The sequence below is a fragment of the Nocardia asteroides genome, assembly GCA_019930625.1.
Classification (GTDB): Bacteria; Actinomycetota; Actinomycetes; order Mycobacteriales; family Mycobacteriaceae; genus Nocardia; species Nocardia sputi.
Map to the genome: position 1 here is coordinate 366,368 of CP082844.1, position 26,968 is coordinate 393,335.

Annotated in this window: 19 protein-coding genes and 2 tRNA genes; 13 read left to right on the plus strand and 8 right to left on the minus strand. The window is 69.2% G+C overall.

The window, feature by feature from the left end; translation table 11 throughout:
- Positions 1–22: 22 nt before the first annotated feature.
- Entirely contained in the window at positions 23–1,387 is a 1,365-nt protein-coding gene (locus K8O92_01685) for an MFS transporter (protein ID UAK32764.1), read from the minus strand.
- A gap of 169 nt (positions 1,388–1,556) precedes the next feature.
- Between K8O92_01685 and K8O92_01690 the strand changes: the two genes are divergently transcribed.
- The 3 genes from K8O92_01690 to K8O92_01700 are packed head-to-tail and all read left to right on the plus strand — an operon-like array spanning position 1,557 to position 5,028.
- Positions 1,557–2,114: a PadR family transcriptional regulator gene (locus tag K8O92_01690; GenBank protein UAK32765.1), complete on the plus strand. Its 558-nt coding sequence runs from the start codon at positions 1,557–1,559 to the stop codon at positions 2,112–2,114.
- A 21-nt stretch (positions 2,115–2,135) separates the two neighbouring features.
- On the plus strand, positions 2,136–4,166 hold the full coding sequence (locus K8O92_01695; protein UAK32766.1) for an NADPH-dependent 2,4-dienoyl-CoA reductase: 2,031 nt from the start codon (positions 2,136–2,138) through the stop codon (positions 4,164–4,166).
- Between the two features lie 58 nt (positions 4,167–4,224).
- Positions 4,225–5,028 (plus strand): SDR family oxidoreductase, encoded by an 804-nt coding sequence (locus K8O92_01700; GenBank protein UAK32767.1) that lies wholly within the window; start codon positions 4,225–4,227, stop codon positions 5,026–5,028.
- A 113-nt stretch (positions 5,029–5,141) separates the two neighbouring features.
- Here the strand turns inward: K8O92_01700 and K8O92_01705 are convergent, their stop codons facing one another.
- Complete coding sequence (locus K8O92_01705) at positions 5,142–6,839, minus strand: DUF853 domain-containing protein (protein ID UAK32768.1); 1,698 nt, start codon at positions 6,837–6,839, stop codon at positions 5,142–5,144.
- Positions 6,840–7,027: 188 nt separating this feature from the next.
- On the opposite strand from K8O92_01705, the gene orn reads away from it, so the two are divergent.
- Both orn and K8O92_01715 read left to right on the plus strand, forming a co-directional pair.
- A complete protein-coding gene (gene orn, locus K8O92_01710; GenBank protein ID UAK32769.1) occupies positions 7,028–7,681 on the plus strand; it encodes an oligoribonuclease in 654 nt (217 codons plus the stop codon).
- Between the two features lie 55 nt (positions 7,682–7,736).
- Positions 7,737–7,812, plus strand: a tRNA-His gene (locus K8O92_01715).
- Between the two features lie 114 nt (positions 7,813–7,926).
- Here K8O92_01715 and K8O92_01720 read toward each other — a convergent pair.
- Entirely contained in the window at positions 7,927–9,159 is a 1,233-nt protein-coding gene (locus tag K8O92_01720; protein UAK32770.1) for a L,D-transpeptidase family protein, read from the minus strand.
- 313 nt (positions 9,160–9,472) lie between these two features.
- Between K8O92_01720 and K8O92_01725 the strand changes: the two genes are divergently transcribed.
- The 4 genes from K8O92_01725 to K8O92_01740 all read left to right on the plus strand — a co-directional run bounded on the left by K8O92_01725 (position 9,473) and on the right by K8O92_01740 (position 11,921).
- A tRNA-Lys gene (locus K8O92_01725) sits at positions 9,473–9,545 on the plus strand.
- Positions 9,546–10,261: 716 nt separating this feature from the next.
- On the plus strand, positions 10,262–10,882 hold the full coding sequence (locus K8O92_01730) for a transglycosylase SLT domain-containing protein (protein UAK32771.1): 621 nt from the start codon (positions 10,262–10,264) through the stop codon (positions 10,880–10,882).
- A 97-nt stretch (positions 10,883–10,979) separates the two neighbouring features.
- Positions 10,980–11,294: a hypothetical protein gene (locus K8O92_01735; GenBank protein ID UAK32772.1), complete on the plus strand. Its 315-nt coding sequence runs from the start codon at positions 10,980–10,982 to the stop codon at positions 11,292–11,294.
- A gap of 93 nt (positions 11,295–11,387) precedes the next feature.
- Positions 11,388–11,921, plus strand: a complete 534-nt coding sequence (locus tag K8O92_01740) for a DUF1992 domain-containing protein (protein UAK32773.1) — start codon at positions 11,388–11,390, stop codon at positions 11,919–11,921.
- 25 nt (positions 11,922–11,946) lie between these two features.
- Here the strand turns inward: K8O92_01740 and K8O92_01745 are convergent, their stop codons facing one another.
- Positions 11,947–12,411, minus strand: a complete 465-nt coding sequence (locus K8O92_01745; GenBank protein UAK32774.1) for a MarR family winged helix-turn-helix transcriptional regulator — start codon at positions 12,409–12,411, stop codon at positions 11,947–11,949.
- Positions 12,412–12,469: 58 nt separating this feature from the next.
- Between K8O92_01745 and K8O92_01750 the strand changes: the two genes are divergently transcribed.
- Positions 12,470–13,447: a pirin family protein gene (locus K8O92_01750; protein ID UAK32775.1), complete on the plus strand. Its 978-nt coding sequence runs from the start codon at positions 12,470–12,472 to the stop codon at positions 13,445–13,447.
- A gap of 135 nt (positions 13,448–13,582) precedes the next feature.
- Positions 13,583–13,879, plus strand: coding sequence for an excalibur calcium-binding domain-containing protein (locus K8O92_01755; protein UAK32776.1), 297 nt, complete (start codon positions 13,583–13,585; stop codon positions 13,877–13,879).
- A 63-nt stretch (positions 13,880–13,942) separates the two neighbouring features.
- Here the strand turns inward: K8O92_01755 and K8O92_01760 are convergent, their stop codons facing one another.
- Positions 13,943–14,164, minus strand: a complete 222-nt coding sequence (locus tag K8O92_01760) for a DUF3618 domain-containing protein (protein ID UAK32777.1) — start codon at positions 14,162–14,164, stop codon at positions 13,943–13,945.
- A 166-nt stretch (positions 14,165–14,330) separates the two neighbouring features.
- Between K8O92_01760 and bcp the strand changes: the two genes are divergently transcribed.
- Positions 14,331–14,804: a thioredoxin-dependent thiol peroxidase gene (gene bcp, locus K8O92_01765; protein ID UAK32778.1), complete on the plus strand. Its 474-nt coding sequence runs from the start codon at positions 14,331–14,333 to the stop codon at positions 14,802–14,804.
- 68 nt (positions 14,805–14,872) lie between these two features.
- Here bcp and K8O92_01770 read toward each other — a convergent pair whose 3' ends face one another.
- Positions 14,873–16,129, minus strand: a complete 1,257-nt coding sequence (locus K8O92_01770; GenBank protein ID UAK32779.1) for a hypothetical protein — start codon at positions 16,127–16,129, stop codon at positions 14,873–14,875.
- Between the two features lie 255 nt (positions 16,130–16,384).
- On the opposite strand from K8O92_01770, the gene K8O92_01775 reads away from it, so the two are divergent.
- Complete coding sequence (locus tag K8O92_01775) at positions 16,385–17,047, plus strand: TetR family transcriptional regulator (GenBank protein UAK35379.1); 663 nt, start codon at positions 16,385–16,387, stop codon at positions 17,045–17,047.
- Between the two features lie 37 nt (positions 17,048–17,084).
- On the opposite strand, the gene K8O92_01780 is transcribed toward K8O92_01775, so the two are convergent.
- The gene (locus K8O92_01780) at positions 17,085–17,522 is read right to left on the minus strand and encodes a holo-ACP synthase (protein UAK32780.1); all 438 of its coding nucleotides are present in this window, start codon (positions 17,520–17,522) and stop codon (positions 17,085–17,087) included.
- Between the two features lie 76 nt (positions 17,523–17,598).
- Positions 17,599–26,946, minus strand: coding sequence for a DUF1729 domain-containing protein (locus K8O92_01785; GenBank protein UAK32781.1), 9,348 nt, complete (start codon positions 26,944–26,946; stop codon positions 17,599–17,601).
- Positions 26,947–26,968: the final 22 nt, after the last annotated feature.

A 26,968-nucleotide genomic window follows, 5' to 3' on the forward strand; every position in this document is an offset into this window, starting at 1 on the left:
GCTCGGCCGCTCGCCGCGGATCTCACGCGGCCGATCGGGGCTCTTCGGTGGCGCCACGGTCCGGCGCGACCGGATCCGGCGACCGCACCGGCAGCAGCACCGCCAGGCCCGCCGCGAGCACGATCAGCAGTCCCGCGATACCCGCGCGGTCGGAGCCGAACAGCCAGACGAACAAGCCGAACAGCGTCGGCGCGAGGAAGGACACCGCGCGCCCCGTTGTCGTGTACAAGCCGAAGAGCTGGCCCTCGCGGCCCGGCGGCGCGAGCCTGGCCAGGAATGAGCGCGCCGACGCCTGCGCGGGACCGACGAAAACGGTGAGCAGCAATCCGAAAATCCAGAACATCAACGGGCCGGACACCACCAGCAGCGCCAGCCCCCACACCAGCATGGCGGCCAGCGACACCACGATGACGACCTTCGGCCCGACCCGGTCGTCGAAGCGTCCCGCGACGATGGCGCCCAGCGCCGCGACGACGTTGGCGGCGATGCCGAACAGCAGCACGTCCGAGTCGGCGATGCCGTAGACCCGTACGGCGAGCACCGCGCCGAAGGTGAACACCCCGGCCAGACCGTCACGGAACACCGCGCTGGCGACCAGGAAACCCACCGTGCGCCGGTCGGTGCGCCACAGCTCACGCAGATCACGCCACAGCACCCGGTAGGAGCCGAGGAATCCGGCGCCCGCCGCGCCGGGATCGGCGTCTGTCCGCGGCATTTCGGGCACCGCGAACAGGACCGGCAGCGCGAACGCGGCGAACCAGACGGCGGCGAGCACGGCGACCAGCCGGATGTTGAGCCCGTCGTCGGTGGGCACACCGAGCAAACCGCGATTGTCGCCGTCACCGGCGATGAAGCCGAAATAGCAGATCAACAGCAAGAAGATGCCACCGAAATAACCCATCGCCCAGCCGAATCCGGAGACGCGGCCGACGGTCTGTGGCGTGGACACCTGCCGCAGCATCGCGTTGTACGGCACGTTCGACAGCTCGAAGCAGGTCGACGCGAACGCCAGCAGCACCAGTCCGAGCCACAGGTCGCGATAGTCGTCGTGCACGAAGAACATCAAGGTCATCGCGGCGATGGTGAGCGCGGTCAGCGCGGCGAGGGAGCGTTTGCGTTTCGCCGAGGCGTCGAAGCGCTGTCCGCTGATCGGCGCCGTCAACGCCACGGTCAGGCCCGCGATTCCCAGTGACCACCCGAGCCACGCGCTGGCGGAAACACCGCCGGGCAGGTCGTCGCCCACCTTGTCGGTGAGATACACCGAGAACACGAATGTGAGGATCACGGCGTTGAATGCCGAAGACCCCCAATCCCACAGCCCCCACGCCACCACTTGCCCGCGCCCGGCAGCCTGTCCGACCGTCGCCTGAGCGTTCACCTCGGTCATGCCGCGCAGCTTAATGCGCGCGACCGCGCGAGCCCGGCCGAAACCGCATCCTCCCGGGCGGAGATGACCAGCGGCTCGCCCCTCGCAAGTCGGTTCGCCACGATCCTGGAGCACAAGTTCCCTATGCACCTAGTTGCATAGTACCGAGTGTCACGACTATCCTCGCCGCATGGCACTCGAGCATGCGCTGCTGGTATCGCTGACCGAGCGCGCCGGCTCCGGATACGAGCTCGCGCGCCGCTTCGACAAGTCCATCGGCTACTTCTGGAGCGCGACCCATCAGCAGATCTATCGCGTCCTCAAGCGCATGGAGGAGTCCGGCTGGGTCGACGGCGAGTCGGTGACGCAGGAGGGCAGGCCGGACAAGAAGGTGTACTCGGTCAGCGAGGCGGGGCGCGCCGAACTCGCGCGCTGGATCGCCGCACCGAGCGACTCCGGCACCCCGCGCAACGAACTCGCGGTGAAGATCCGCGCCGCCGCCTACGGCGACGTCACCGCGTTGCGCGCCGAGGTGGCTCGCCATCGTGACCAGCACGCCCAGCGGCTCGAGCTGTACCGCCACATCGAGAAACGCGACTTCCCCGCCCCGGAACAGCTCACCGGGACGGCCCTGCACCAGTACCTCGTCCTGCGCGCGGGCATCCGCGTGGAGTCGGGGTTCGTCGAATGGTGCGACGAAGTTCTGCAAGCACTGCACCCGCGCGCGTCAGCCCCGCGCGCGGATTGACGGAGAAAGGCGACCTCACCGATGAGTTCCTTCCCCCATTTGTTCGAGCCGCTCGACCTCGGCTTCACCGCGTTGCGCAACCGCGTGGTGATGGGTTCGATGCATACCGGGCTCGAGGACCGGGCCTGGGATACCAACAAGCTGGCCGCCTACTTCGCCGAACGCGCACGCGGCGGCGCGGGCCTGATCATCACCGGCGGCTACGCCCCCAACCGCGCGGGCTGGCTGCTGCCCTTCGGCGCCAAGCTGACCAACAAGACCGAGGCGTACCGGCATCGGGCCATCACCAGAGCCGTGCACGAACACGGCGGCAAGATCGCCATCCAGATCCTGCACGCGGGCCGCTACTCCTACATGCCGGGCAGTGTGTCGGCGTCGTCGATCAAGGCGCCGATCAACCCGTTCCGGCCGCGCGCACTGTCGGTCAAGGGCATCGAGCGCACCATCGATGACTATGCTCGCTGCGCGAAGCTGGCCCAGTTCGCCGGGTACGACGGCTGCGAGATCATGGGCGGTGAAGGCTATTTCATCAACCAATTCCTCGCACCGCGCACCAACAAGCGCACCGACGCGTGGGGCGGTTCGCCGGAGAACCGGCGCCGGATCGCGGTGGAGATCGTGCGCCGCACCCGCGCGGCGGTCGGACCGGACTTCATCATCGTGTTCCGGCTCTCCATGGCCGAGCTGGTGGAGAAAGGCCAGACCTTCGACGAGATCGTCGCGCTGGCAAAGGAACTCGAAGCCGCCGGGGTGAACATCCTGAACACCGATATCGGCTGGCACGAAGCGCGGGTGCCCACCATCGTGACCTCGGTGCCCCGCGCTGCCTTCGTCGAGTTCACCGCGAAGATCACCGCGCAGGTGAACATTCCGGTGTGCGCGTCCAATCGGATCAACATGCCCGAGGTGGCCGAGGAGATCCTCACCCGGGGTGACGCGCAGCTCGTCTCGCTGGCCCGGCCCTTCCTCGCCGACCCGGAATGGGTGAACAAGGCCGCGCAAAGTCGCGTCGACGAGATCAACACCTGCATCGCGTGCAACCAGGCCTGCCTGGACCACGCTTTCGTACGCAAGACCGTGTCCTGCTTGCTCAACCCGCGCGCAGGCCATGAGACCGAGCTGAAACTGCTGCCGACCCGCCGCACCAAGCGCGTCGCCGTGGTAGGCGCGGGACCGGCCGGGCTCTCGGCCGCGGTGAACCTCGCCGAACGCGGCCACCGCGTCGAGCTGTTCGAGGCCGACGACAAGATCGGCGGCCAGTTCGACATCGCCCGCCGCATCCCCGGCAAGGAGGAGTTCAACGAATCGATCCGCTACTACAACCGGATGCTCGAGCTCACCGGCGTCACCGTGCATCTGAACAAGCGGGTCGGCGCCGACGAACTCATCGCGGGAGGTTATGACGAGGTGGTGCTCGCCACCGGTGTGCAGCCGCGCATCCCCGACATCCCGGGTATCGACCACCCCATGGTGTTGTTGTACGCCGAACTGGTCCGTGCGGAGAAGCCGGTCGGCAAACGCGTCGCCGTGATCGGCGCGGGCGGCATCGGGTACGACGTGAGCGAATTCCTCACCGTCGAGGGCCATCCCACGCTCAAGCTCGACGAGTGGAAGGAGGAGTGGGGCGTCACCTCCGACGACGAGCAGGTCCGGGGACAGCTCACTGCGCCCAAGCCCGCTCCCGCGGCACGCGAAGTCGTCCTGCTGCAACGTAAGACGACCCCGTTCGGCAAGGATCTGGGCAAGACCACGGGATGGGTCCACCGCGCCGCACTGAAAGCCAAGGGCGTCGAGCAGATCGGCGGCGTGAACTACGAACGCATCGACGACCACGGCCTGCACATCAGCTTCGGGGAGAAACGGCAACGGCCGCAGGTGATCCCGGTCGACAACGTCGTCGTCTGCGCGGGCCAGGAATCCGTGCGCGATCTGGAGGCACCGCTGCGCGCTGCCGGTGTCAGCCTGCATCTCATCGGCGGCGCCGAAATCGCCGCGGAACTGGACGCCAAACGAGCCATCGACCAGGGCACCCGGCTGGCCGCGCGACTCTGACCGGGCCGGGCGGCCACCGTCGGCGTGGCCGCCCACCGCATCGCCTAGGCTGCACCGGGTGAGCCTGCCCTCCCCCACCTCCGAGAACCGCGCGGTCGTCACCGGCGCCTCCTCCGGCATCGGCACCGCGCTCGCCGCCGAACTCGCCGCGCGCGGCTACTCGCTGATCCTGGTCGCCCGCCGCGAAGAACTGCTCACCGAGCTCGCGCAGCGGCTGACCCTGGCCCACGGCATCACCGCCGAGGTACGCCCCGTCGACCTGGCCGACCGCGACCAACGTGGCGCGCTGGTGGAGGAACTGGCCGCCCGCGACATCGCCATCCTGTGCAACAACGCGGGCATCGCGACCTTCGGCGCGGTCGCCGAACTCGATCCGGCCTACGAGCGCGCGCAGATGGAGCTCAATGCCGTCGCGGTGCACGACCTGACCCTGGCCGTGCTGCCCGGCATGCTCGCCCGCGGGGGCGGCGGCATCCTGATCAGCGGTTCGGCCGCGGGCAACATGCCGATCCCGAACAACGCCACCTACGCCGCGAGCAAGGCGTTCGCCAACACCTTCTCCGAGTCGCTGCGCGGCGAGCTGAAGGGCTCCGGCGTGCACGTCACGCTGCTGGCGCCCGGACCGGTGCGCACCGAGACACCAGACCCGGCGGAAGCCTCCATCGTCGACCGGATGGTGCCCGACTTCATGTGGGTCTCCTCGGAAGCCACCGCCAAGGTGTCCATCGACGCGCTCGCCCGCAACAAGATGCGCGTGGTTCCCGGCCTGATCAGCAAGGGGATGAGCGTGGCAGGCCAGTACGGCCCGCGCGCGGTCACCGCACCCATCGCGGGCGCGTTCTACAAGAAGCTCGGCAGCTGAGCCGACAAGTCGGTCGGCCTCCGTTCATCGCCGTCCGGCATGGGCACTTCCAAGAAACCGGTACGCGGGGCCGCCCGCGACATCGCCGCTGACCCGCATCCGACCTCGACCGTTCAGCGGCGCCTGGTGCCGAACAGACTGCGGGTGATCTGACGACCGGCCGCGCCGGCGGCCGAACGCAGGAAGCTGCGCACGGCCGGATTCTTCATGATCCGCTCGGCTGCGGACTCCTCCTCCGTGCGGGTCGCGGCACGGCCGGGCACGGAAGCGGGCTCCGGTTCCGGCGCCGCGGCGGCGACTTTCGCGGCGAGCAGTTCATAAGCCGACTCCCGGTCGATGGTCCGGCCGTACTTCGAGGCCAGCGGGCTGGACAAGGCCCGCGATTTGATCGCGTCCGCGCCGATGGTGTCCATCAGTGAACGAGGCGGCCGAATCCTGGTCCATGCCACCGGCGTCGGCGCGCCCTCTTCGGAGAGGACGGTCACGATCGCCTCGCCGGTGCCGAGAGAGGTCAGCGCCTGCTCCAAGTCGTAGACACCGGTCCTGGGGTAGGTGCGGACGGTCTTCGACAGCGCTTTCTGGTCGTCAGGGGTGAACGCGCGCAACGCGTGCTGAATGCGGGCCCCGAGCTGGGAGAGCACCTGGTTCGGGATGTCGGTGGGCAGCTGGGTGCAGAAGAACACGCCCACGCCTTTGGACCGGATCAGCTTCACGGTCTGCTCCACCTGCTCCGAGAAAGCCTTGGAGGCGTCGGAGAAAAGCAGGTGCGCCTCGTCGAAGATGAAGACCAATTCGGGCTTGTCCACGTCGCCGACCTCCGGCAGCGTCTGGAACAGGTCGGCGAGCACCCACATCAGGAAGGTGGAGAACATCACCGGCCGCGCCGCCTGCGCGCCGAGTTCGAACAGCGTGATCACCCCCTTGCCGTCCACGACCCGCACCAGGTCTGCCGGGTCGAGTTCGGGCTCGCCGAAGAACGTGTCGCCGCCGTCGGCCTCCAGGTTCACCAGGGCTCGCAGGATCACTCCCGCGGTGGCCGCGGAGACCCCGCCGGTACCCTTCAGGTCCTGCTTGCCCTCCGGGCTGGTCAGATGGGTGATCACGGCGCGCAGGTCCTTCAGATCCAGCAGCGCGAGGCCGTTTCGGTCGGCCCAGTGGAAGATCAGGCCGAGGGTGGATTCCTGTGTCTCGTTCAGCTCGAGCACCTTGCTCAGCAGCACCGGGCCGAAGGAGCTGATCGTCGCGCGGATCGGAAGCCCGGTCCCGGTGGTGCCCAGCGAGACGAATTCGGTCGGAAAGCCGGTCGGCGCCCATTCCGTGGCGCCGGTCTCCGCGATGCGCGCGGCGAGCTTGTCACTGAGCTGCCCCGGCTCGCACAAGCCGGACAGGTCACCTTTGATGTCGGCCAGCACCACAGGCACCCCGGCGCTCGACAACTGCTCCGCGATGCATTGGAGGGTCTTGGTCTTCCCCGTGCCGGTCGCTCCGGCGACCAGACCGTGCCGGTTCGTCATCCGTATCGGGATACGGACGCGCGCGGTGGGATCCACCGTCCCGTCGACCACGACGGCGCCCAGCTCCAGCGCGGCGCCTTCGAATGCGTAGCCCGCGGCGATCTGCCGCGCGGCGGGCACGTCTTCGCGCTCGCCGACCGGTTCGTCGTGTCGCGCGTCGTCCGCCGCGCCGACCGCCGTTCGCTCGGCGAGTTCACGTTCGGCGGCCTCCGCGGCGGCGGCTGCCTCCGCTGCGATGCGCGCCGCTTCGTCGGCGGCCCTGCGCGCCGCGGCGGCCTTCTCCTGAGGGGTGGTCATCGCACGTCCTGTCGTCCGGATTCGGCTCCGACTGCTTTACGCAGTGTTTGCCTGTCACACCGAAACACCATGTGCCGATCTGAGACCAACTGTATCCCTGCCGGTCAGGTTGGAGGGCGCATCGGCAGCTGCGCGATTGCCGTGCCGTACCGCGGGCACGGGACCAGCACCCGGCTAATGTTGCACGAGTGTCCGACAAATACATGGTGTGGATGGATTGCGAGATGACCGGCTTGCGCTTGGACAGCGACAAGCTGATCGAGGTGGCCGCGCTCGTGACCGACAGCGATCTCAACATCCTCGGCGAGGGCGTGGACATCGTCATCCACGCCGACGACGACGCGCTGGCCGCGATGCCCGCGGTCGTCGCCGAGATGCACGCGCGCTCCGGGCTGACCGAGGAGGTTCGTCGCTCCACCGTCACCCTCGAAGAGGCCGAGCAGCGCGTGCTCGACTACATCCGCCAGTACATCCCCACGCCGCGCACCGTGCCGCTGGCCGGTAACTCGATCGCCACCGATCGCGGTTTCATCGCCAGGGACATGCCCCTGCTGGACGCACACCTGCACTACCGGATGGTCGACGTCAGTTCGATCAAGGAGCTGTGCCGCCGCTGGTACCCGCGCATCTACTTCGGCCAGCCGGAGAAGGGCTTGAGCCACCGCGCGCTGGCCGACATCCAGGAGTCCATCCGGGAGCTGGAGTACTACCGGCGTACCGCGTTCGTCGCCCCGCCCGGCCCCTCCACCATCGAGATCGCCGCCATCGCCGCCGAGATATCCGAGATCACCGTCGAGCGGACCGAATCAGCCCAGGTCAACGGCTCGCCAGAAACCGATTAGGGAGTCGGCGGGTAGACACGCTAATATCTAGCCCGCCGGTTGTTCACCGGCGATGGTGAGCGTAGTTCAGTTGGTAGAGCACCAGGTTGTGATCCTGGCTGTCGCGGGTTCGAGTCCCGTCGCTCACCCCAGTGGTCCGGGTGGCTCCGAGAGATCGGAGCCACCCGGGCCTTTTTTCTTTCCCCGGAAACGCCGAACGGGCCACCGGATTCGCTCCGGTGGCCCGTTCGGCGTCTGTCTTCGGCTCAGCGATTGTCGTCCGCGTTGCCCGCCTTCCAGACCGACCACGGAATGTTCCAGTCACCCAGCCCGTCTACGCCGGACAAGGTGCCGCCCACGGTGTTCTTCACGATCGTGATGTCACCGCGCTTGGCGTTCTGATAGACCCACTGCGCGTTCGCCGGACTGAGGTTCAGGCAGCCGTGACTGGTGTTGCTGTAGCCCTGCGCACCGACCGACCACGGCGCCGAGTGGAAGAAGATGCCGCTGTAGGACAGCCGCGTGGCGAAGTCCACCGGCGTCCGGTACCCGTCTGCCGAGTTGACCGCCACGCCGTAGGTGGAGGAATCCATGATGATCTTCTCGTGCCGGTCGGCGACGATGTAGATGCCGTTGTCGGTGGGCGTGCTGTCCTTGCCCATCGAGGTCGGCATGGTCCGGATCACCTGACCGTTCTGCTCGACGGTCACCTGCTTGGTGTCGTCGTCGGCGGTGAAGATCACCGCGTCGCCGATGGTGAAGAACGAGTGGATGTTGTCCTGGCCGTACAGACCGTTACCGAGATCACGCCCATAGACGTTCACGTCGATGGTGACTTTCGTCCCTGGAGCCCAGAAATGCTCCGGCCGCCACCGCACCTCGCGGTTGTTCACCCAGTAGAACGCGCCCTCGACCGGCGGCTCGGTGGTGATTTTGATCGCGGACTGCGCGGCCTTGCGGTCGGGAATGTTCTCGTCGAACTGGATGGCCACCGGCTGGCCGATACCGACCACCTCCCCCTCACCCGGGATCAGGTAGGGCTTGGTCTGGTTTCCGGGCGAGCTCGTGGTGAAGCTCAGCGTCGCCGAGTTCGCGCCGCCGAGCCCGATCGCGTCGGCCTTCAGACGGTAGGTCTTGCCGTAGCCGAGTACCTCGGTGGTCTCCCACGATCGCCCGTCGGCGGCGAGCCTGCCGTTCACCGACTTGCCCTGGGGGCTGGTCAACGTCACAGCGGTGAACTTGCCGTCCTCCACCTTGAACGCCATCGGGACGCCCGGCGAGACGCCGACCTCCCCGTCCTTCACCGGCGACAGCAGCTTGGGCTTGATCAATTCGGTGATGGGGTTGCGGTCGATGGCCACCTGCGCCGCATCGGTGGCGTCGGATGCCGAACATCCCGTCAACGCCAGTGCTGCGACGGCGACGACGATCACCGGCCCCGCGATCTTGCGCATCGACCACCGTGCGGCCGGCTTGCGCCGACCCTGACCACCAATCATCTCCAACCCCGTTTCAAAGTCTCGGTGCTCCAGGACACACCGATGGCTTCGGATGGACCGCCACGCCCTCACCCCGCCGTGCAGCGGGCGGTCTCAACCACAATCGGACATTCTGCCAGTGCGTCACGTCCAGGCCAATGTGAACACCACGTCCGTCACTGCAGCGTTACAACCGATAGATCAACTCCGCGCGCCTGGGCGTTACGACTGGTCCACCTGGCGAGAAGCCGGCACATCAGGGCCGGTCAGGAAACGATTTCACTTCTGCGGGGCAGGCCTGTTAAGGTTTGTCCCGCACCGGAACACGGAGCAGGCGCCATTAGCTCAATTGGCAGAGCAGCTGACTCTTAATCAGCGGGTTCGGGGTTCGAGTCCCTGATGGCGCACTCCACAAGAACCGTGCCCTTGCCAGTCATCGGCTGGCAAGGGCACGGTTTTTTGTCTCCGGATCGCCCGCAGTCCCGTGACATCGCCGTGACCTGCGCCTTTTCTCAGAAGCACCAGCTGTCTCAATTCAGACAGCAATACGCGCGCTCGGCCGCTGAATCCAGGCAATACAGCCGAAAACTTCTGTGATCTATAGCACAAGAGGTTTAGCAGCAAACTCCCAGGTTGGATAACGATTCGACAACGCGGTCCTGAGCTTTCCAAGATCGACGGCACCTGTCGTTCGAAATCTGTTTACCTTCCGTTCACCAAGCGTGACCATTCTGCAATCAGGTCACAAAGCGACCTGAAGTTTGGTCAGCCCGAGGAGTTGTAGACACCGATTCGGTAACGATCACACGGAAGGCGGCAGCCAACCCCCGTGATCGGCGGAGCGGAATCCGGCAACGGACCCGCAATCCCATACTTCCGCCCCATTTCTTCGCATCGAGGATGCGAAGTCCCGCGCGACACCGCGGCCGAGCCCCACCGAGGGCGGTCCGGCGCCGCACGCACGAAGCGTGTCGCGTTCCGGGGACACGAACGGTCCCCCACAACAAAACCACACAACAGCACATGGCCGTTTCGGCGCACGCCTCTGAGCGTACGCCGCAGGATCCGTGCTGCCCGAACGCGGCCGGATCGAGTAAGTCCCCGACCAAGGAACCGATTCGCAATGCCTGACAGACGCCCTTCCGCCCTTCGCCGTCCCTCGCTACGCGAGACCGTCACCGTCGCCGCCGCGGCCGCGGGTGTCGTTGCCGTAGCCGCCTGCTCCGCGTCGTCCGTCGCCGACAACAGCGTCCCGTCTCGCATCGCCATGGTGGCCGAGCAGCAGGCCGCCGCCGCGCCCGCTCCGGTCGCCGCGCCGGTCGCAGAGGCGATCCCCGCGCCGCTGCCCGCCCCCGCTCCCGCGCCCGCTCCCCTCCCGGAGCCGGTTCCGGCTCCGCTGCCCGTCCCCGCCCCGCCGGTCTACGCGAACAACCTCGACGGCTGGATCCGCCAGGCGCTCGACATCATGCGGGCCAACAACATCCCGGGCACCTACGAGGGCATCCACCGCAACATCATGCGCGAGTCGACCGGTAACCCCCAGGCCATCAACCTGTGGGACTCCAACGCCGCCGCGGGCATCCCGTCCAAGGGCCTGCTGCAGGTGATCGACCCCACCTTCGCCGCCTACCACGTCCCCGGCACGCCCTTCGACGTCTGGGATCCGGTCGCCAACATCGTCGCCGCCTGCAACTACGCCGCGCACCGCTACGGCTCGATGGACAACGTCAACAGCGCGTACTGAGTCCGCACGCACGCAGCCTCTCCGCCGCCGGGGAGGCTGCGGCGCCTTCCGGGCCGGTCGGCTAGGGTCGACGCACCTACGACCCCGTGGACGTGCCATGACCGACTACGCACACAGCGACGCGGCGGCCAAGAGCCGCGCCGAGAAAGCGCGGCGGCTGGCGAGCTACCTCTGGCAGCGCGGCATCACCGGAGCCGAGGTGCTCGCGATGCCCGCACCCGTCCGGCGCAAACTGGCCAGAGCCGCCGAAACCAATCCGCCGAGCACGGACGAGACCTGGGCTACGGTGGCGAAGCTGCTGGCGGAGAAGGACGAGTGGGCCGCCCGCCATCAGGAGCATCCTTCGGCCCGGCGTGAGCACACCGACGAGAAGCTGCTCTGGGTGAAGCCGCCGATCACACCGTGGTCCTGAGCGTCGGCGAAAACCCTTCCCGCAGAACGCATTCCACGTCTACTACAGACTTCCGTAGAGTGGTGTCATGTATCCGCCGATCCGGCCGTCGCCATGACCGAGCGCAAGCCGCCGAAGCAGACTTTCGAATCGTGGGTCGACAAGCAGATCCACGAGGCGGCCGAGCGCGGCGAGTTCGACAACCTGCCCGGCACCGGCAAGCCGATTCCCGGAGCGGGCACAGCTTCCGACGAGGACTGGTGGCTGCGCGGTTATCTGCGTCGCGAAGGGGTCAGCGGAGACGCGCTGTTACCGCCGTCGCTGTTACTGCGGCGCGATATCGAGCACCTGTCCGAGGACGTGCGTGAGCTGACCACCGAACGCCAAGTGCGTGCGGCGGTGAGCGAACTCAACAAACGCATCGTGGATTGGCTGCGCATGCCGGAAGGACCGTTCGTTCCGATCGCGCCGGTGAACGCCGACGAGATCGTCGCCCAGTGGCGGATCACGCGCTCGGCCGCGGAGCCGAAGCGCGAGCAACCCGGCCGCGCGACCACAGCGTCCTCTCCAGCGCCGTCCGACGAGGCCGGGCCGCGTCTGCGCCGCCGATGGTGGCGCCGATGGCGGCGCGGCGGCGAACCCGAATAGCTCGCGTCCGGTACGCACCGGCCGATCAGGCCCCCAGTTCGGTCACCTGCTCGACCTCGGCGACCACCTTGTCCGCCAGCGCGCGCAGCGCTCGCGCCTCACCCGGCGTCAGCGGCTCGATGAAGACGCGGCGGACCAGATCGACGTGGTTGGGCGCGGCACGCTCCAGCGCGACGCGCCCTTCCGGTGTGAGTTGGACGATGATGCCGCGGGCATCCTCCTCGGCGGGCCGCCGCTCGACCAGTCCGCGAGCGTCCATCCTGGCCAGATGCTTGGACAACCGGCTCTTCTCCCAGCACACATCGGCGGCCAGTTCCTTGGCGCGCAAACACCCGTTGGGCGCCGCCGACAACGCCACCATCAATTCGTAGTCCGCCAGGGACAGGCCGTCCTCGGCCAGCCCGGCGGAAATCGCCCCATCCAAACGCTGGCGCAGCCGCACATAGGCCTGCCAGGTCGCCTGCTCGTCGTCACTCAACCACCGGACCATGGGAATGAAGTGTAGTCACGGTTGGTTGACATGGACACCAAATCTCGAGGAGGTCCCGATGCCCGCCGTCACCGTTCCAGACATCATGGTTTTGCCACGCCTGCCCCGTTCCGACGCGACCTCGCGTGCGCGGCAGGTCCGCACCGTGGTCACCGCGCACAAACAGCGCGAAGGCGCGGGGTTCGAGGTGCGCAGGCCCTTCCCCAGCATGGATCTGCGCACCGCCGATCCCTTCATCCTGCTCGACCAGATGGGCCCCGTCGCCTACGAACCATACGAGGCGAAGGGCGCGCCCTGGCATCCGCATCGCGGCTTCGAGACGGTCACCTACATGCTCGACGGCACCATGGTGCACCACGACTCACAGGGCGGAGGCGGCGTCATCGGCGAGGGCGACACCCAATGGATGACCGCGGGCTCCGGCATCCTGCACGACGAGGTCCCGCCGGAGGAGATGGTCGCGTCCGGCGGCTGGTTCCACGGCATCCAGCTCTGGGTGAACCTGCCGCGCGCGCTCAAGTTCGCGGCACCGCGCTACCAGGACCTGCGCGCCCGCGAACTGACCCTGGTGAGTTCACACGACGGCGGCGCGCTGGTCCGGCTCATCGCCGGAGACGTCGGCGGATTCACCGGGCCCGGTTCGACCTACACCCCGATCGCCTACGCACACGCCTCGCTCACTCCCGGCGGCCTACTCGAAACCCCATGGCCGCAGGACTTTACGGCCATGGCGTACGTGCTGTCCGGTAGCGGCACGGTGGGACGGGAGCGCAGGCCGCTGGGCGAAGGACAGCTGGCGGTCTTCGGCGGCGGCGACTCGATCACCGTGACAGCCGATGCGCGCCAAGACAATCGGACCGGCGCGCTCGAGGTGTTGCTGCTCGGCGGACAGCCGATCCGGGAACCGGTAGTGCAGTACGGGCCGTTCGTGATGAACACCCGCGCGGAGATCATCGACGCGATGGAGGACTACCAGGCCGGACGCATGGGAAACATCCCGGCAGAGCACATCCGCGCCATCGGGACGACCGCATGAAAGGCGTCGGGGGGCGGATCCCCTAATGCCCTAGTTCCATCCCCCCGAGGTTGACAAGAGCGCGGCCCGTCACAACAGTGGATGCGGCGTCCGGTCGGACGCCGCATCCACCGCAGCAACCACATAGAGGAATACATGAACGTTCGCCGGCTCTCCGTCAGCGCGGCCGTCGCGGGACTGACCTTTCTCGCGGCTCCCGCCGCCCTAGCCGCCCCCCCATCCGGATCCGCCGGAACCGGCTCGTCGGCCGTCGACACCGGCTCGGCCGCGACCGGCTCGGCCGGTCTGTCGCAGACCGGTTCGGCCGGTGGCGCCTTCGCCAACTGCGACGACGCCCGCAACGCCGGCCGTGCGCCGCTGTTCCGCGGCGAACCGGGCTACGGCCCGCACCTGGATCCCGACGGCGACGGCTTCGCCTGCCCGACGGTCTGAACCGACCGCGAAACGACGACACCCGGTGGGCAGCGCCACACCGGGTGTCGTCGTTTCCACAGCTCAGCGGAAGATCTTGAGCAGCGCCAGCCCGACGAAAAGGGCTGCGGCGCCGATCAGGCTGTATTTCACCTTCGGCTCGTTGAGCTTCGCGACCACGATGTGCTTGGTGTCGTCCGCGATGCGGTGCGGATCCGCGCGTACCGCGAGTTCGTCGAGCGTGCTCGCCAGCCGAGTGCGGGCGGCCTCGATCTCCTGCTCGATCCGCTCGGTATCCCTTGCCACGTTCCACCCTCCTGTTGTCGATTGCCGCACCGGGCCACGAACCGGGGCCGCATGCTCGGCCGTTCGCGGAGCACCCAGGGCTCGCGGACGAGTGTATCCGCCCTCACCTCGCGCCATCCGGCCGCGCGAAGATCTCTTGTCCGGGCGTTCGGATACCGTGCTGGAGGTGACCACCAACCAACGACTCTCCCCCGGCGACACCGCCCCCGACTTCACGCTTTCCGATGCCGACGGCAAGAACGTCTCGTTGTCCGACTACCGCGGTCGCAAGGTGATCGTGTACTTCTACCCCGCCGCGAGCACGCCCGGCTGCACCAAGCAAGCCTGCGACTTCCGCGACAACCTGGCCGATCTGGACGGCGCGGGCATCGACGTCGTGGGCATCTCGCCGGACAAGCCCGCCAAGCTGGCCAAGTTCCGCGACGCCGAGCGATTGACCTTCCCGCTGCTGTCGGATCCCGACCGCACCGTGCTCACCGCGTGGGGCGCGTACGGCGAGAAGACGATGTACGGCAAGACGGTCGTCGGCGTCATCCGCTCGACCTTTCTGGTGGACGAAGCGGGCGAGATCGCCGTCGCGCAGTACAACGTCCGCGCCACCGGCCACGTCGCCAAGTTGCGCCGCGACCTGTCGGTGTAGCCGACCGGCAGCGAAAAGCCCGGCGCCGCAGGGGCGCCGGGCCGAAGTCGAGATGCCGCTGGACAGGCTCAGGCCTGCAGTACCTGCTGCGCGGCCCATTGCGCCATCAAACGCAGATGCTCGTCCCACCAGTCCGCGGCTTCCGGAGTGAACACGGCAGGTGGTGGAGCCTCACCAGGGAAGAGCAGCGCGCCGTCGGGCGCGCCCACCACGCGATCGGACGGGACTCCAGTACCCGGCACCAGCGGCGCCGTGGCATCGGTCTCAGCCTCCTCCGTGGCATCGGTCTCGGCTTCCTCCGTGGCGTCGGCGGCCACCAGCGGAAGCGGATGATTGCGCGGGGCAGCACCCCAGCGCTGTTCCAGACCCTCTTCGGTCGCGATGGCATCGGCGCCGGAGCCGAGCGGCCCGCCGAACGAGCCATGCCCCTGCGTGGTGCCTGGCCGGGCCGGATCTCCCGCCTGCGCCGCACCGGCGTCCTCGACCTTGGAGTCCGCCATGACGACGGTGGGCATCGAGCGGGAGGAGTCGTTGAGCATGTAACTCCCGCCGACGACCATTCCGCTGGCCAGCACACCGGCGGCGGCGAACACCGCGACCCCGCCGCGTGCACGCTGTGGCTCGCTCAACGACTCGCCATTGCTGTCCTGCTCGAGTCGCGCGCTCAATGCCGCACCCGCCGCGGACGCGAAAGCGGCCACCGTACAAGGGATCACCGGTGCGCCGAATTCCTCGACGGCCGTCAGCACCGCCGACGCGGCGCCCGCCGAGCCGATCAGCGCCACCGCGTCCGGCCGCGCCGCGGCCGCATCCAACTGTTCCCACGCCGCCGCGACGCCCATGCCGAGCGACCGCGGCGTAGCCCGGCCCGCCTGCCCCACCGCGGCCAGCACCCGCCGGCGGCCGCGGTCGACCAGGGTGAACGCCTGGTATCCGGGCACCACCTCGCAGATCAACAAGTTGTCGTAGGCATCGAGCCACGTCATCATGCTCGCCACGCTCAGATGAGCCGACTTCGCCGAGACCATCGAGGCGCTGTGCCACGGACCGGCCGCCAACCGCGTCACGATGGCCCGCCGCTCCGCGGCATCCCGATAGACCACCGCCACGCCGCCGACCTCTCGATCCGCCTCCAGCCCCGCGGCCAGGGCGTTGAGCGCGGTCTCGACCGCCGCGGCCACGTCCGCCTTGCCGTCGCCGTCGGTTCGCACCACCCGGCGCAGCAGTACCCGGTCGGCCAGTTTCTCGCCCTCCGCGAGGGCCACCGCGTGCACGGCTCCTCGTTCGGTGGAAACGCCGAGAGTCACCACAGATTCAGCCACCACTGATCACGCCTTCCCTCTGCGCATTGACCGAGCTCACGGACTTGCCGAAAGCCATGAGCCCCATGGATTCCCCTGCTCGGAACACACGTCGCGATGCACGCGCGCTCGGTATAGGTTCGGCACCACATCGGCCACGGATGGGTAGCGATAAGCGAGACGCCTGGACACGAACAGCGGATGCGCGTATCGCCCGCTTGTCCCTACCGTTAGCCTGGAGGCGTGGAAGTACGCGCGGAGGCCAGGTCGAAGCACCGTCTGGACCCTGCGTTGGAGCTGCAGGACGACCCACAGGAGCTCATGCCGCGACGCCGGCCGACGCAGGAACGCAGCAAACGCAAGTTCGACGCCTTACTGCAGGCGTCGAGGGAACTGCTCGTCGAGGTCGGTTTCGAGTCGTTCACCTGTGAGGAGGTGGCGGCCAGGGCCGAGGTGCCGATCGGCACGCTGTATCAGTTCTTCGCCAACAAGTACGTCATCGTCTGCGAGCTGAACCGACAAGACCTGGTTGCCGTTTCCCAGGAACTGGCCGACTTCCACGGTGAGATCCCGTCGCTGGACTGGCTGCGGCACATGAACCAGTTCGTCGACCACTTGGCCAACCTCTGGATGACCGACCCGTCCCGGCGGGAAGTGTGGCTGGCCATGCAGTCCACCCCCTCCACCCGGGCCACGGGCGCGATCCACGAGAAGCAGTTCGCCGAGGTCGTGTCTCAGATGCTGCGGCCGCTCACACCGCGCACCCCGCGCGCGCGGCGCACCATGATGGCCGAAGTGCTGGTGCACGTGGTCTATTCCATGCTCAATTTCTCGGTGCAGGACGAGCAGAGCAGCGCCGAAGCCGTCGCCGAACTCAAGCGGCTGATGGTCGCCTACCTGCTCGTCGCGGAGAAGGAATCGCGTACCGGCAGCGAACGATAGCGGGTGGCCCCGGCGGGAACCGGGACCACCGCGCGGCTCAACCCGCGCTGTCGCGGCCCTCGATGAGGTCGGCCAGCTCCCCCGGGTCCTCGAGCACCACCATCGCGGCGGCGGTGTCGCCGTCGTGCGTCAACGACAGGTGAACCCTTACCCGGGGCAGGAATTCGGCGGCCAGGCCGTGCAGCTTGATGCTCGGCCTGCCCCACGCGTCGTTGACCACCTCGATCAGCGGATAGGGGTTGTCCCCGATCTGCGGACGGCGGGCGAACCGCGACGATGCCCAAGCTTTGAGCACCGCCTCCTTCGCCGCCCACCGCGCCGCGTAGCTGCGCGCCGGGTCGGTGCCTTTGCTCTGGCAGTAGCGCCGCTCTCCCGCGGTGAAGCTTTCCCGGAGCATGGTCGTACCGGCGCGTTCGAGCTGTTCGGCGAACTCGGAGATGGTCACCAAGTCCAAGCCGATACCGAGGATCGTCATAGGCGGGCAGCCTACGGCGTGCTCGACGAGCGCGGGCGTGAACCCGGCGCGGCGAGTTGCCCCGCCGCGCTTCCGGTTACGCGCATCCGATTCCGTCCACCCGGTACGCGCCGTCCTGCCCGAGGCGTGCCTCCGGCGAGAGCAGCATGTCGGCCTCCAGCTGCCGAACCCGCGTGGCCGGTGCGCCTTCTCCGCCGAGCCTGCGATCCGCGGGACGCTCGTACAGCGGCGCGCCGCCGCACATCGCCTCCACGAACCGCTGCCGTCCGGCAAGGTGACGCTCCTGCGCCCTGCGCTGGTACTCCTCGCGCCGCCCCGGCTCGATGGCCTGGATGAACGCCTCCGGGTGCACGATCGCCAGCAGGCCGTTCACATGGCCGAAGCCGAGCGAGGTGACCAGACCGGCCTTCAGCGGAAGGCGATCGCCCAGCCGCAGCGGTTCGCGCACCCAGACCAGGTGCGGGTACGGCCGCATCTTCTCGTCGACGCAGTCGAGGCTGCGGTTGGGCGGGATGACGCCCTGCTCCAGCACCTGGCACAGGCCGATGAGCTGGAAGGCGGCGGCACCGCCCTTGGCGTGCCCGGTGAGGGTCTTCTGCGAGACGACGAACAGCGGAGCACCGTCCGAGCGTCCGATGGCCGTCGCGAGGCGCTCGTGCAGCTCGGACTCGTTCGGGTCGTTGGCCGCCGTCGAGGTGTCGTGCTTGGACACCACCGCGATCTCGTCCGGGGTCACGCCGAGCTTGCGCAGTTCGGTCGCCAACCGGGACTCCGTCCCACCGCGACCGGCGCCGAGCGCACCCAGACCCGGAGCCGGGATGGAGGTGTGCACGCCGTCGGCGAAGGACTGCGCGTAGGCCACCACGCCCAGCACCGGCAGGCCCATCTCCAGCGCGACACTGCCCCGCGCCAGGAGAACCGTTCCGCCACCCTGCGATTCGATGAACCCGCCGCGGCGGCGATCGTTGGCGCGGGAGAAGTAACGGTCGCTGATGCCCTTGGCGCTCATGGCCGCCGAATCCGCGGTGGCCGACATGTCACCGAAGCCGACGATGCCCTCGATCCCGAGATCGTCGTATCCGCCTGCCACGACCAGATCGGCCTTGCCGAGCCGGATCTTGTCGACACCCTCTTCGACCGACACCGCGGCGGTGGCGCAAGCCGCCACCGGGTGCACCATCGCGCCGTAGCTGCCCACGTAGGACTGCACCACGTGCGCCAGCGCCACGTTCGGCAGGGCCTCCTGCAGGATGTCGTTCGGGCGCGGCTCGCCGAGCAGGTTGTCGACGTAGAGCGAGCGCATCGAGGACATGCCGCCCATGCCGGTGCCCTGCGTGTTGGCGACCAGCGAGGGGTGCACCCAGCTCAACAGCTCCGCGGGGCTGAACCCGGAGCTGACGAACGCGTCCACCGTGCACACGATGTTCCACAGCGCCACGCGGTCCACCGAGGCGGCCATATCGGGCGAGATGCCCCAGATGGTGGGATCCCAGCCGGTCGGGATCTGGCCGCCGACGGTGCGCGACAGCTTGGCCCGGCGGGGCACGCGGATCTCGGTGCCTGCTTTGCGCGTCACGGTCCAGTCACCGGAATCGGCGACCGGCGTGATCACCGTGTGCTCCGGATCGGCGGCGTGGAAGGCGCGGGCCTCGGCCTCGCCGCCCACTGTGAACGACAGGTCCTGGTCGAGGAAGACCGAGGTCATCAGGGGGGCCGTGTTGTCGGTCATGGCGCCGTCGTCTTCGTAGCGGCGCACACCGCACCGGGCGACCACGGCGTCGTGGTAGCGCTCGGCCAGCTCGTGCTCCGGCACGTAGTCGCCGGAGGCGGTGTCGTACCAGCCCGGCTTCGGGTCGTTCTCCCAGCTGACCATGCCGGTGGTCCAGGCCAGTTCCAGCACGCCCGCCGCCGACAGTTCGTCGGAGACCTCCATCTCGAAGCGGGTGCGCGCCGAGCCGTACGGGCCGAGCTCGCCCGCGCCGACGATGACCACCATGTCGGCCGGATCCGCGCTCACCTCGCCCCACTCGGGCACGGGCACCGCGGAGGTAACGGTCGGCGGCGCGGGCAGCGCCGCGATCGTGCGACCCGTGTCGGCGTCGGTCCGCGCCTCCGCCTGCTCCGCGGCCTGCTTGGCCAGCGCGGGCAGATCCAGCTTGGCCCTGGCCAATCCACCGGTCAGGTCGATCTGCTGCGGTCCGCTCACGGTCACCTGACGGGCCCGCGAGGTGCACCATTTGAGCAGCTCGTCGGCCATTTCGGTGGTGGACCAGGTCTGCACGCCCGCCTTCTCGACCGCCTCGACCATCGGGTCGTTGTGGCCCATGAGACCAGTGCCGCGCACCCAGCCGATCAGCGCGTGTACCAAGGTGACGCGGGTCGACCACGACTTCTCGGCCCGCCACTTGGCGACCACGGCGTCCAGCGCCGCCTTCGCCTCGCCGTAGGCGCCGTCGCCGCCGAACAAGCCGCGGTTGGGCGAACCCGGCAGCACCACGTGCAGTTGCGCGTCCACGTCGTGGTCGGCGCCCAGCTTGGACAGCCCGCCGATCAGCCGTTCGACCGACCAGAGCAGCACCCGCATTTCCATTTCGGCGCGCGCGCCCGCGTCGGCGAGGTCACCGGCTACTCGCGGCGCCGCGAACGGCAGCAGCAGCGTCGGCGTCATCGCGTCCTTGATTTTGACCTTGGTGCCGCCGGCGTTCTCGACCTGCTCGGTGCCGATCCAGTCGATCAGTGCGTCGATGTCCTGGTAGGACGCCATGTTGGCGGGCACGACCCACAGGGCAGCGCCGTGGCGGGCGTTGTCACGGTAGAGCTTCCGGTAGAAGCGCAGGCGCTCGTCGTTCAGCGCCGAGGTGGTGACCACCACTGTGGCTCCGCCGCTGAGCAGCCTGCCGGTCACCGCCGCGGCGATGGACCCCTTGCTCGCTCCGGTGATCACCGCGATGTCCGAGGACCACAGGCCGGGCTCCTCGGTGCTGCGGGCCGCCTCGGCGATGCGCTCGTACAGCCCGGCGAGCACCGAGCGCGCCTCGTGCATCGCCCGCTGCCGCCACCAGTTCGCCTGCGCGGCAACGGCTTCGCCTGCCCCGATGAACCCGGTGACCGGCCCGTTGCCGCTGCCGGCGTCGTCGGAAAGCCAGAGCCGGGCCAGATCCTCGCGCGCCGTGGCCCACCGGTCGTCGAGCAGCACCGCCTTGCGGGCGTCGAACGCGGGCGCGACCAGACGCGGCCAGTCCGAACCGAGTTCGGCCGACACCAGATCGACCAGGGAGTCCTCGGTCGTCTCCGGCGCGGAGACCCGCTCCGACAGCCCGAGCTGTTCGAGCACGACGCGCGCCGCCGTTGCCAGCACGCCGTCGCGTCCGGTGATCTGTTCGGTGAACTCACCCAGTGCGGCGGCGTCGACGGTCGCACCGCCACCGCCACCCGCGGAGGGCAGCGACACCGAGACCCCGCGGCGGGCCGCGACCGCCTGCACGGCGGCGTCGATGGCCGCGTCGACCGACGCGGCGTCACTCAGCGCACCGGAGACCAGTCCGCCCAGGTCGCCGCCGCGCACGCTGGTTCCTTCCCTGGTACCCAGCGACACTTCCGCGGTCACGTGACTGGCCCAGCCGTCACCGAGTTCCCAGACCTTCTTCACCCGGTCGGTGATGGCGGCCGGACGCTTGCCGGACGGGCCGAACACCTTGCGCAGGTGATCGCCGATGGCGTCGGTGAGCACCGTGCCGAAGGGACGGTAGGTGCGGGCCAGCCGCTCCACCGTCGCGGACAACGCGCCCATGTCGGCGTCGGCCGCGCCGTCGATCGCGCCGAGCGACAGCTCGGAGCCGAGGTCGACGAGCAACTGGTTGCGGCGGGAGGACACACCGTCGCAGAGGCCTTCGATGGTGTCCACCGGACCGATCTGGTCCAGCCGCAGCTTGGTCCACAGCGCGATCAGCACGCGGGTGGCGTCGGCGGCGGTGAACGCGATGTCATCCGGTCGCGGGCCGCCCGAAGCCGGGGCGGGCGCGGCGACCGGGGCGGCGGCGACGGCCGCTGCCGCAGGCGCGGCGGCCGCAGGCTCCTCGACAGGCTCGTCGATCGGCGCGGGATCGGTGTCGGTCGCGTAGACGATCGCCGCCTCGCGCTCGATGTTGAGCACCTCGACCTTGGCGCCACCGAAAGCGGGCAGCTTCAGCGTCTGGCTCGCCAGGTTGGCGACCGTCGGCGTCGCGCCGAGACCGATCTCGACGAACCGCTCGATCCCGAGGCCGCCGTCGGCGACGTCGGTGAACAGCAGGTCCTGGGTCTCGATCCAGCGCACGGGGCTGGCGAACTGCCAGGCGAGCAACTCGACCAGCACCACGCGGCACAGCTCGGTCGGCCGAGCCGCCCAGCTGTCGAAGTCGGCCAGCACCGCGGCCAACGGCTCGGACGGCACCAGATCCGCGATTTCCTGGACGAATGCCCGCTCCAGCGAGAACGGCTTGGGCACCAGGTTCGGGATGTAGCGGCCGACCAGCACCTCCGGGCGCAGGTCCACCGGCAGCAGCTGTTCGAGCTTCTGCCGGAATTCCGGCACACCCTTGCGCAGCACCGTCGAGTGGAACGGCACGTCGATGCCGGGGACCAGGATGAACGCCCGCTTGCCACCGAATTCGGCGCGGCGGCGGTCGATCTCCTCCTCCAGCGCCTCCAGTCCGGCCACCGTGCCCGCGATCGCGTACTGCGACCCGCGCAGGTTCAGGTTGACCACCTCGAGGAATTCCCCGACCCGGTCACCGACTTCCTTGACGAAATCGACGACCTCCGCGTCGGGCAGCCCGATCTGCGAGGGCCGGATCGCGGCCATGCGGTAGTCGCTGCGCCCCTGCGCGTCCCGCGGCACCAGCTCGTGCATCGCCGAACCGCGCTGGAACACGACCTCGAGCACCGCCTCCAGCGGAAGCACCCCGGCGACGGCCGCGAGCGCGTTGTACTCGCCGACCGAGTGGCCCGCGAGCATCGCGCCCTCGACGAACGCACCGGCCTCGCGCAGTTCCGCGACCTGGGCGACACCGAGGGTCGCCATGGCGACCTGGGTGAACTGGGTCAGGTGCAGCACGCCATCCGGGTGCCGGTGCTCGACGCCCCGCGCCTTCAGGTAGGTCGGGTTGTCCCGCACCACCGCGAGGATCGAGAAGCCGAGCGCCGCACGGGTGTGCTTGTCCGCGCGCTCCCAGATCTCCTTGGCCGCCTTCGACCGGGAGCGGGCATCCAGCCCCATCCCCTTGCGCTGGATGCCCTGTCCGGGGAAGGCGTAGACGGTCTTGGGTGCGGCGGTGCGACCGGTCGCGGTCATCACCAGCTCGCCTTCGGTCCGGCAGGAGACCTCGATGATCTCGCTGCCCGCGTCGACCGCGACGCGTTCGACGCGCACGTCGATCGCGGCGCCGGGGCGGACCATGCCGAGGAACCGGGTGGTCCACGCGGTCAGCGACCGCGCGGGCGCGGAACTGTCCGGATCGACCGCCGACACGACGTGCTGAGCGGCCGCCGACAGCCACATGCCGTGCACGATCGGGCTGCCGAGCCCGGCGAGCTTCGCGGCGGATTCGCTGGTGTGGATCGGGTTGTGGTCGCCGGAGACGGCGGCGAAGGCGTGCATGGTGCGCGGGGCCACGATCGTGACGTCGCGGCGACGCCTGCGCGGAGTGTCGGTGGCCGCGTCGGACACCGTGCCCGCCGCGCGCGGCGGATCGGTGAGCTCGCCCGCGCCGTTGCGTCCGCGGATCGCGAATCGCTCGGTGAGCGTGGCCAGCACCGGCATCGACATCCCGGTCTCCGGCTTGTCCAGCATGGCCGTGATCCGCACGTGCACCTCGACGACGCGGCCGAGGTCGGTGTCGAGGGTCTCCCCGGCTTCCGCGCGCACCGCGAGCACGCTGGTATCGGCGGGCAGGTCGCCGGCCAGGTGCACCTGGTGGTCCAGGTGGACCAGGTCGAGCATGCCTTCGATGACGCTCTCGCCCTTGGCGGTGCGGGTCGCGCCGAGCACCGCGAACACAGCGGGCCAGCAGGCGCCGACCAGCACGTCGGGCACGGTACGGCCGAGCGTGCTCAGCGTAGCGGGAAGACCGGAGCCGGTGACTCCAGCGTGGTCGGCGATCAGATCCGGTGTCCAGGCCAGGTTCACGTGCGCGACCTTGCCCTTGACCTCCGGGAGATCCTGCCCCGCGGCGACCGCGAGCAGCGCGCTCATGGCCGAGTCGGCGTCGGCCTCGGTGACGACCGGGGCACCACCGTTGTAGACGGAGGTCGGCACGGTGATCCGGATGCGCACCGCCTTGCCCGCCGCCAGCGGAACCGTCAGCTCCAAGTAAGCGTGCTCCGGCTCGGGGCCGGTGGTCTCGACCAGTGTCGCGCCGCTGGAGGGATGCACCGCGCCCTGGCCGTCGACGACCCATTCGGACAGATCGCCGAGCCGATGCACCGGGCTGATCGTGGTGCGCCCGGCCCACTGGACGTCCGGTGCGGCGAGCACGGCGTCGATCGGGCCGCTGGTGACACCCGCTGTGCGCCGCGCGTCCACCGCGGCGGGCGTCACGCCGTCACGCACCAGGGAGTACGCCGTGTCCTGTTCGAAGCGGTCGAGCAGTTCGCCGACCGGCTCATCGACCCGGGTGATGCCCGCGACCGAGACGGTGCCGGGGATGACGCACACCTGATCGGCCGAGTAGCGCGGATCGTGCGCCTGCCACAGCGAATCCGAGCGCCACCAGCGGCGCACGTCGGCGTCCACAACCGGCACGAAGTTCACCGGCTTGCCGGGGGTCTTGCACAGCGACACGAAGAACGGGACGTCGGCCGGGTGCAGCAGGGTCTGCGCCGCCGCCGGGTAGGCGTCCTTCAATGTGCACAGCGCGGCGACCGGGTCCTCGAAGTCCTCGTCGCCGGCGAACAGCGTGGGAATCTCGCCGCGGTCGGCCGGATGCAGCCGGGATTCGGTACGGCGCATCATCTCCGCGAACCGGTCGCGCCAGGTGATGTCCAGCCACACCGAGCGGGTGGCCTCGGCGATCGCTTCGCCCAGATCGCTGCCGCAGTCGAAGTCCTTGCGGCGGTCCAGTCCCACCGCGAGCTCGACGTAGCGCTCCAGCCAGTCTTGGTAGGTCATGGTGACCAGGTCGCCGAAGTAGGGCTTGGCGGTGGCGTTCAGCGCCGCGATGATCTCGTCCCGGCGTGCGGCGACCGCGTCGGCGTCGCCGGCGACCTCGTCCAGCAGGCGGCCGGTGCGCGAGGCGGCGTTGTCGATCTCGTGGATGTCGGCGCCCAGTTGGCTGCGGCCCGAGGCCATGCCGCCGGACGCGGTGCCCGCCCCGACCCAGTCGGGGGTGCCGGGCGTGTCCACCAGCAGTTGCTTGACCTCCGGCGCGGTGGTCGCCTCCAGCGTGGCCATGGCCGCCGTACCGACCAGCACGCCGTCCAGCGGCATCACCGGATAACCGTGCCGCACCGCCCACCGGCCGGTGAGGTACTCCGTCGCGCGCTCGGGGGTTCCGATGCCACCGCCGACGCACACCACCACGTTGGCGCGGTTGCGCAGCTCGGCGTAGGTGGCCAGCAGCAGATCGTCCAGGTCCTCCCAAGAGTGGTGGCCACCGGCCTTGCCGCCCTCGATGTGCATGATCACCGGGTAGTCCGGGACCGCGTCGGCGATCCGCAGCACGGCCCGGATCTGGGCCACCGTGCCGGGCTTGAACGCGACGTGCGGGATGCCGACCTCGGTGAGCTCCTGGATCAGCGCGACGGCTTCCTCCAGCTCCGGGATGCCCGCGGTCACGATGACACCGTCGAACGGGGCGCCCGCCGAGCGGGCCCGCTGCACCAGCCGCTTACCGCCCAGCTGCAACTTCCACAGGTAGGGGTCGAGGAACAAGGAGTTGAACTGCACCGAACGTCCCGGGTGCAGCAGCTTCTTCAGCTCGGCCACCCGGTCGGCGAAGATCTGCTCGGTCACCTGTCCACCGCCGGCCAGCTCGGCCCAGTGGCCCGCGTTCGCCGCGGCCGCGACGATCTTCGCGTCGACCGTGGTCGGGGTCATGCCCGCGAGCAGGATGGGCGAGCGCCCGGTCAGCTTGGTGAACGTGGTCTCGACCACGATGCGCCCGTTGGGCAGCCGCACCGGCCGCGGCGCGAACGCCGACCACGGCGTCGCCGGCTCCGGCGCCGCACCCGGGGTGAGCAGGCTGCGCTGTCCGGCACGGGTGGCGGCCGCGATCATGCCGAGACCGGTGCCCTTCAACGTGCCCCCGGTGACCCGCGACAGCAGATCGCCCGGGCCCAGGTCCAGAATCCATTGCGCACCCGCGGAGATCACGCCCTCGACGATGCCCACCCAGTCGATCGGATCGACCAGGATCTCGCGCGCCAGCCGACCCGCCAGCTCGGCGTCCAAGCCGCACTGGGTGGCCCAGCTGCTCACCAGGTCGACGGTGTCGGCCAGCGCGGGGTGGTGGAAGGCCACGTCGACGGCCACGTCTTCGAAGACCGGAGCGAACACCGAGCCACCGCGCACCTTGGTGTCGCGCTCGCGCGCCTGCTCGTCATGGATCTGCGCGCACCGCTGACGCACCCGCTCCAGCTGCGCGGGCGGGCCGGAGAGCACCGCGCGCCGACGACCGTTGCGGATCGAGACCACCACGGCCGCGGCCGGATCGGCTCCCTCGCACACCTCGGCCACCACAGCGCGCAACTGCTCGGGATCCACATTGGATACCGCGACCATCGGCGAACGATCGCCGACCGGCATCAGTCCGCGCCGGCGCGCCACCAAACCACCTGCCGCGCCGATCATCTGGGCCACCGCGAGCAGTTCCGCGTCACGCGCGCCGCCGGCTTCGACCGCGGCCGCCGCGAGCAGACCCTGCGAATGCCCGACGATCGCCACCGGCGCGTGTTCGGCCGGATCCAGACCTTGCAGCCGCAGCGCGCGCACGGCCGCCACCTGGGTCAGCAGCACACCGGGCATGGACACCGCGGCCGAGCGCAGCACCCGCTCGGACGGAGCCGCGGAGATCTCGCCCTCCTCGGCGTCGGCGAGCTCGTTCTCGAGCATCCAGCCGATCGGGTCGAAACCGACGGGGCGCACCACAAGCAACTGTGCCGCGACCGGCTCGAGCAGCGTGGCCGCCTCATTGACCAGCGCGGTCAGCTCCGGCTCCAGCGCGCTGTCGCGCCCGATCTCCTCCAGCTCGTTCAGCCACTGCGCACCCTGCCCACCGAAGGCGAGTGCGTACGGCTCGCCGCCGAGCAGACGATCCAACAGCGGCGACCGCGCCGAGCCCGACGCGGCCTTCCCGGCGGCGGCAACCGCCTTCGTGCTCTGTCCGGCCTCGGCCTTGGTGCTCTCGTTGATCGTCAAGACGCTTCGACTTCCTTCTCCATGCGACATGCCTCGGCGACACGCCGGTCCC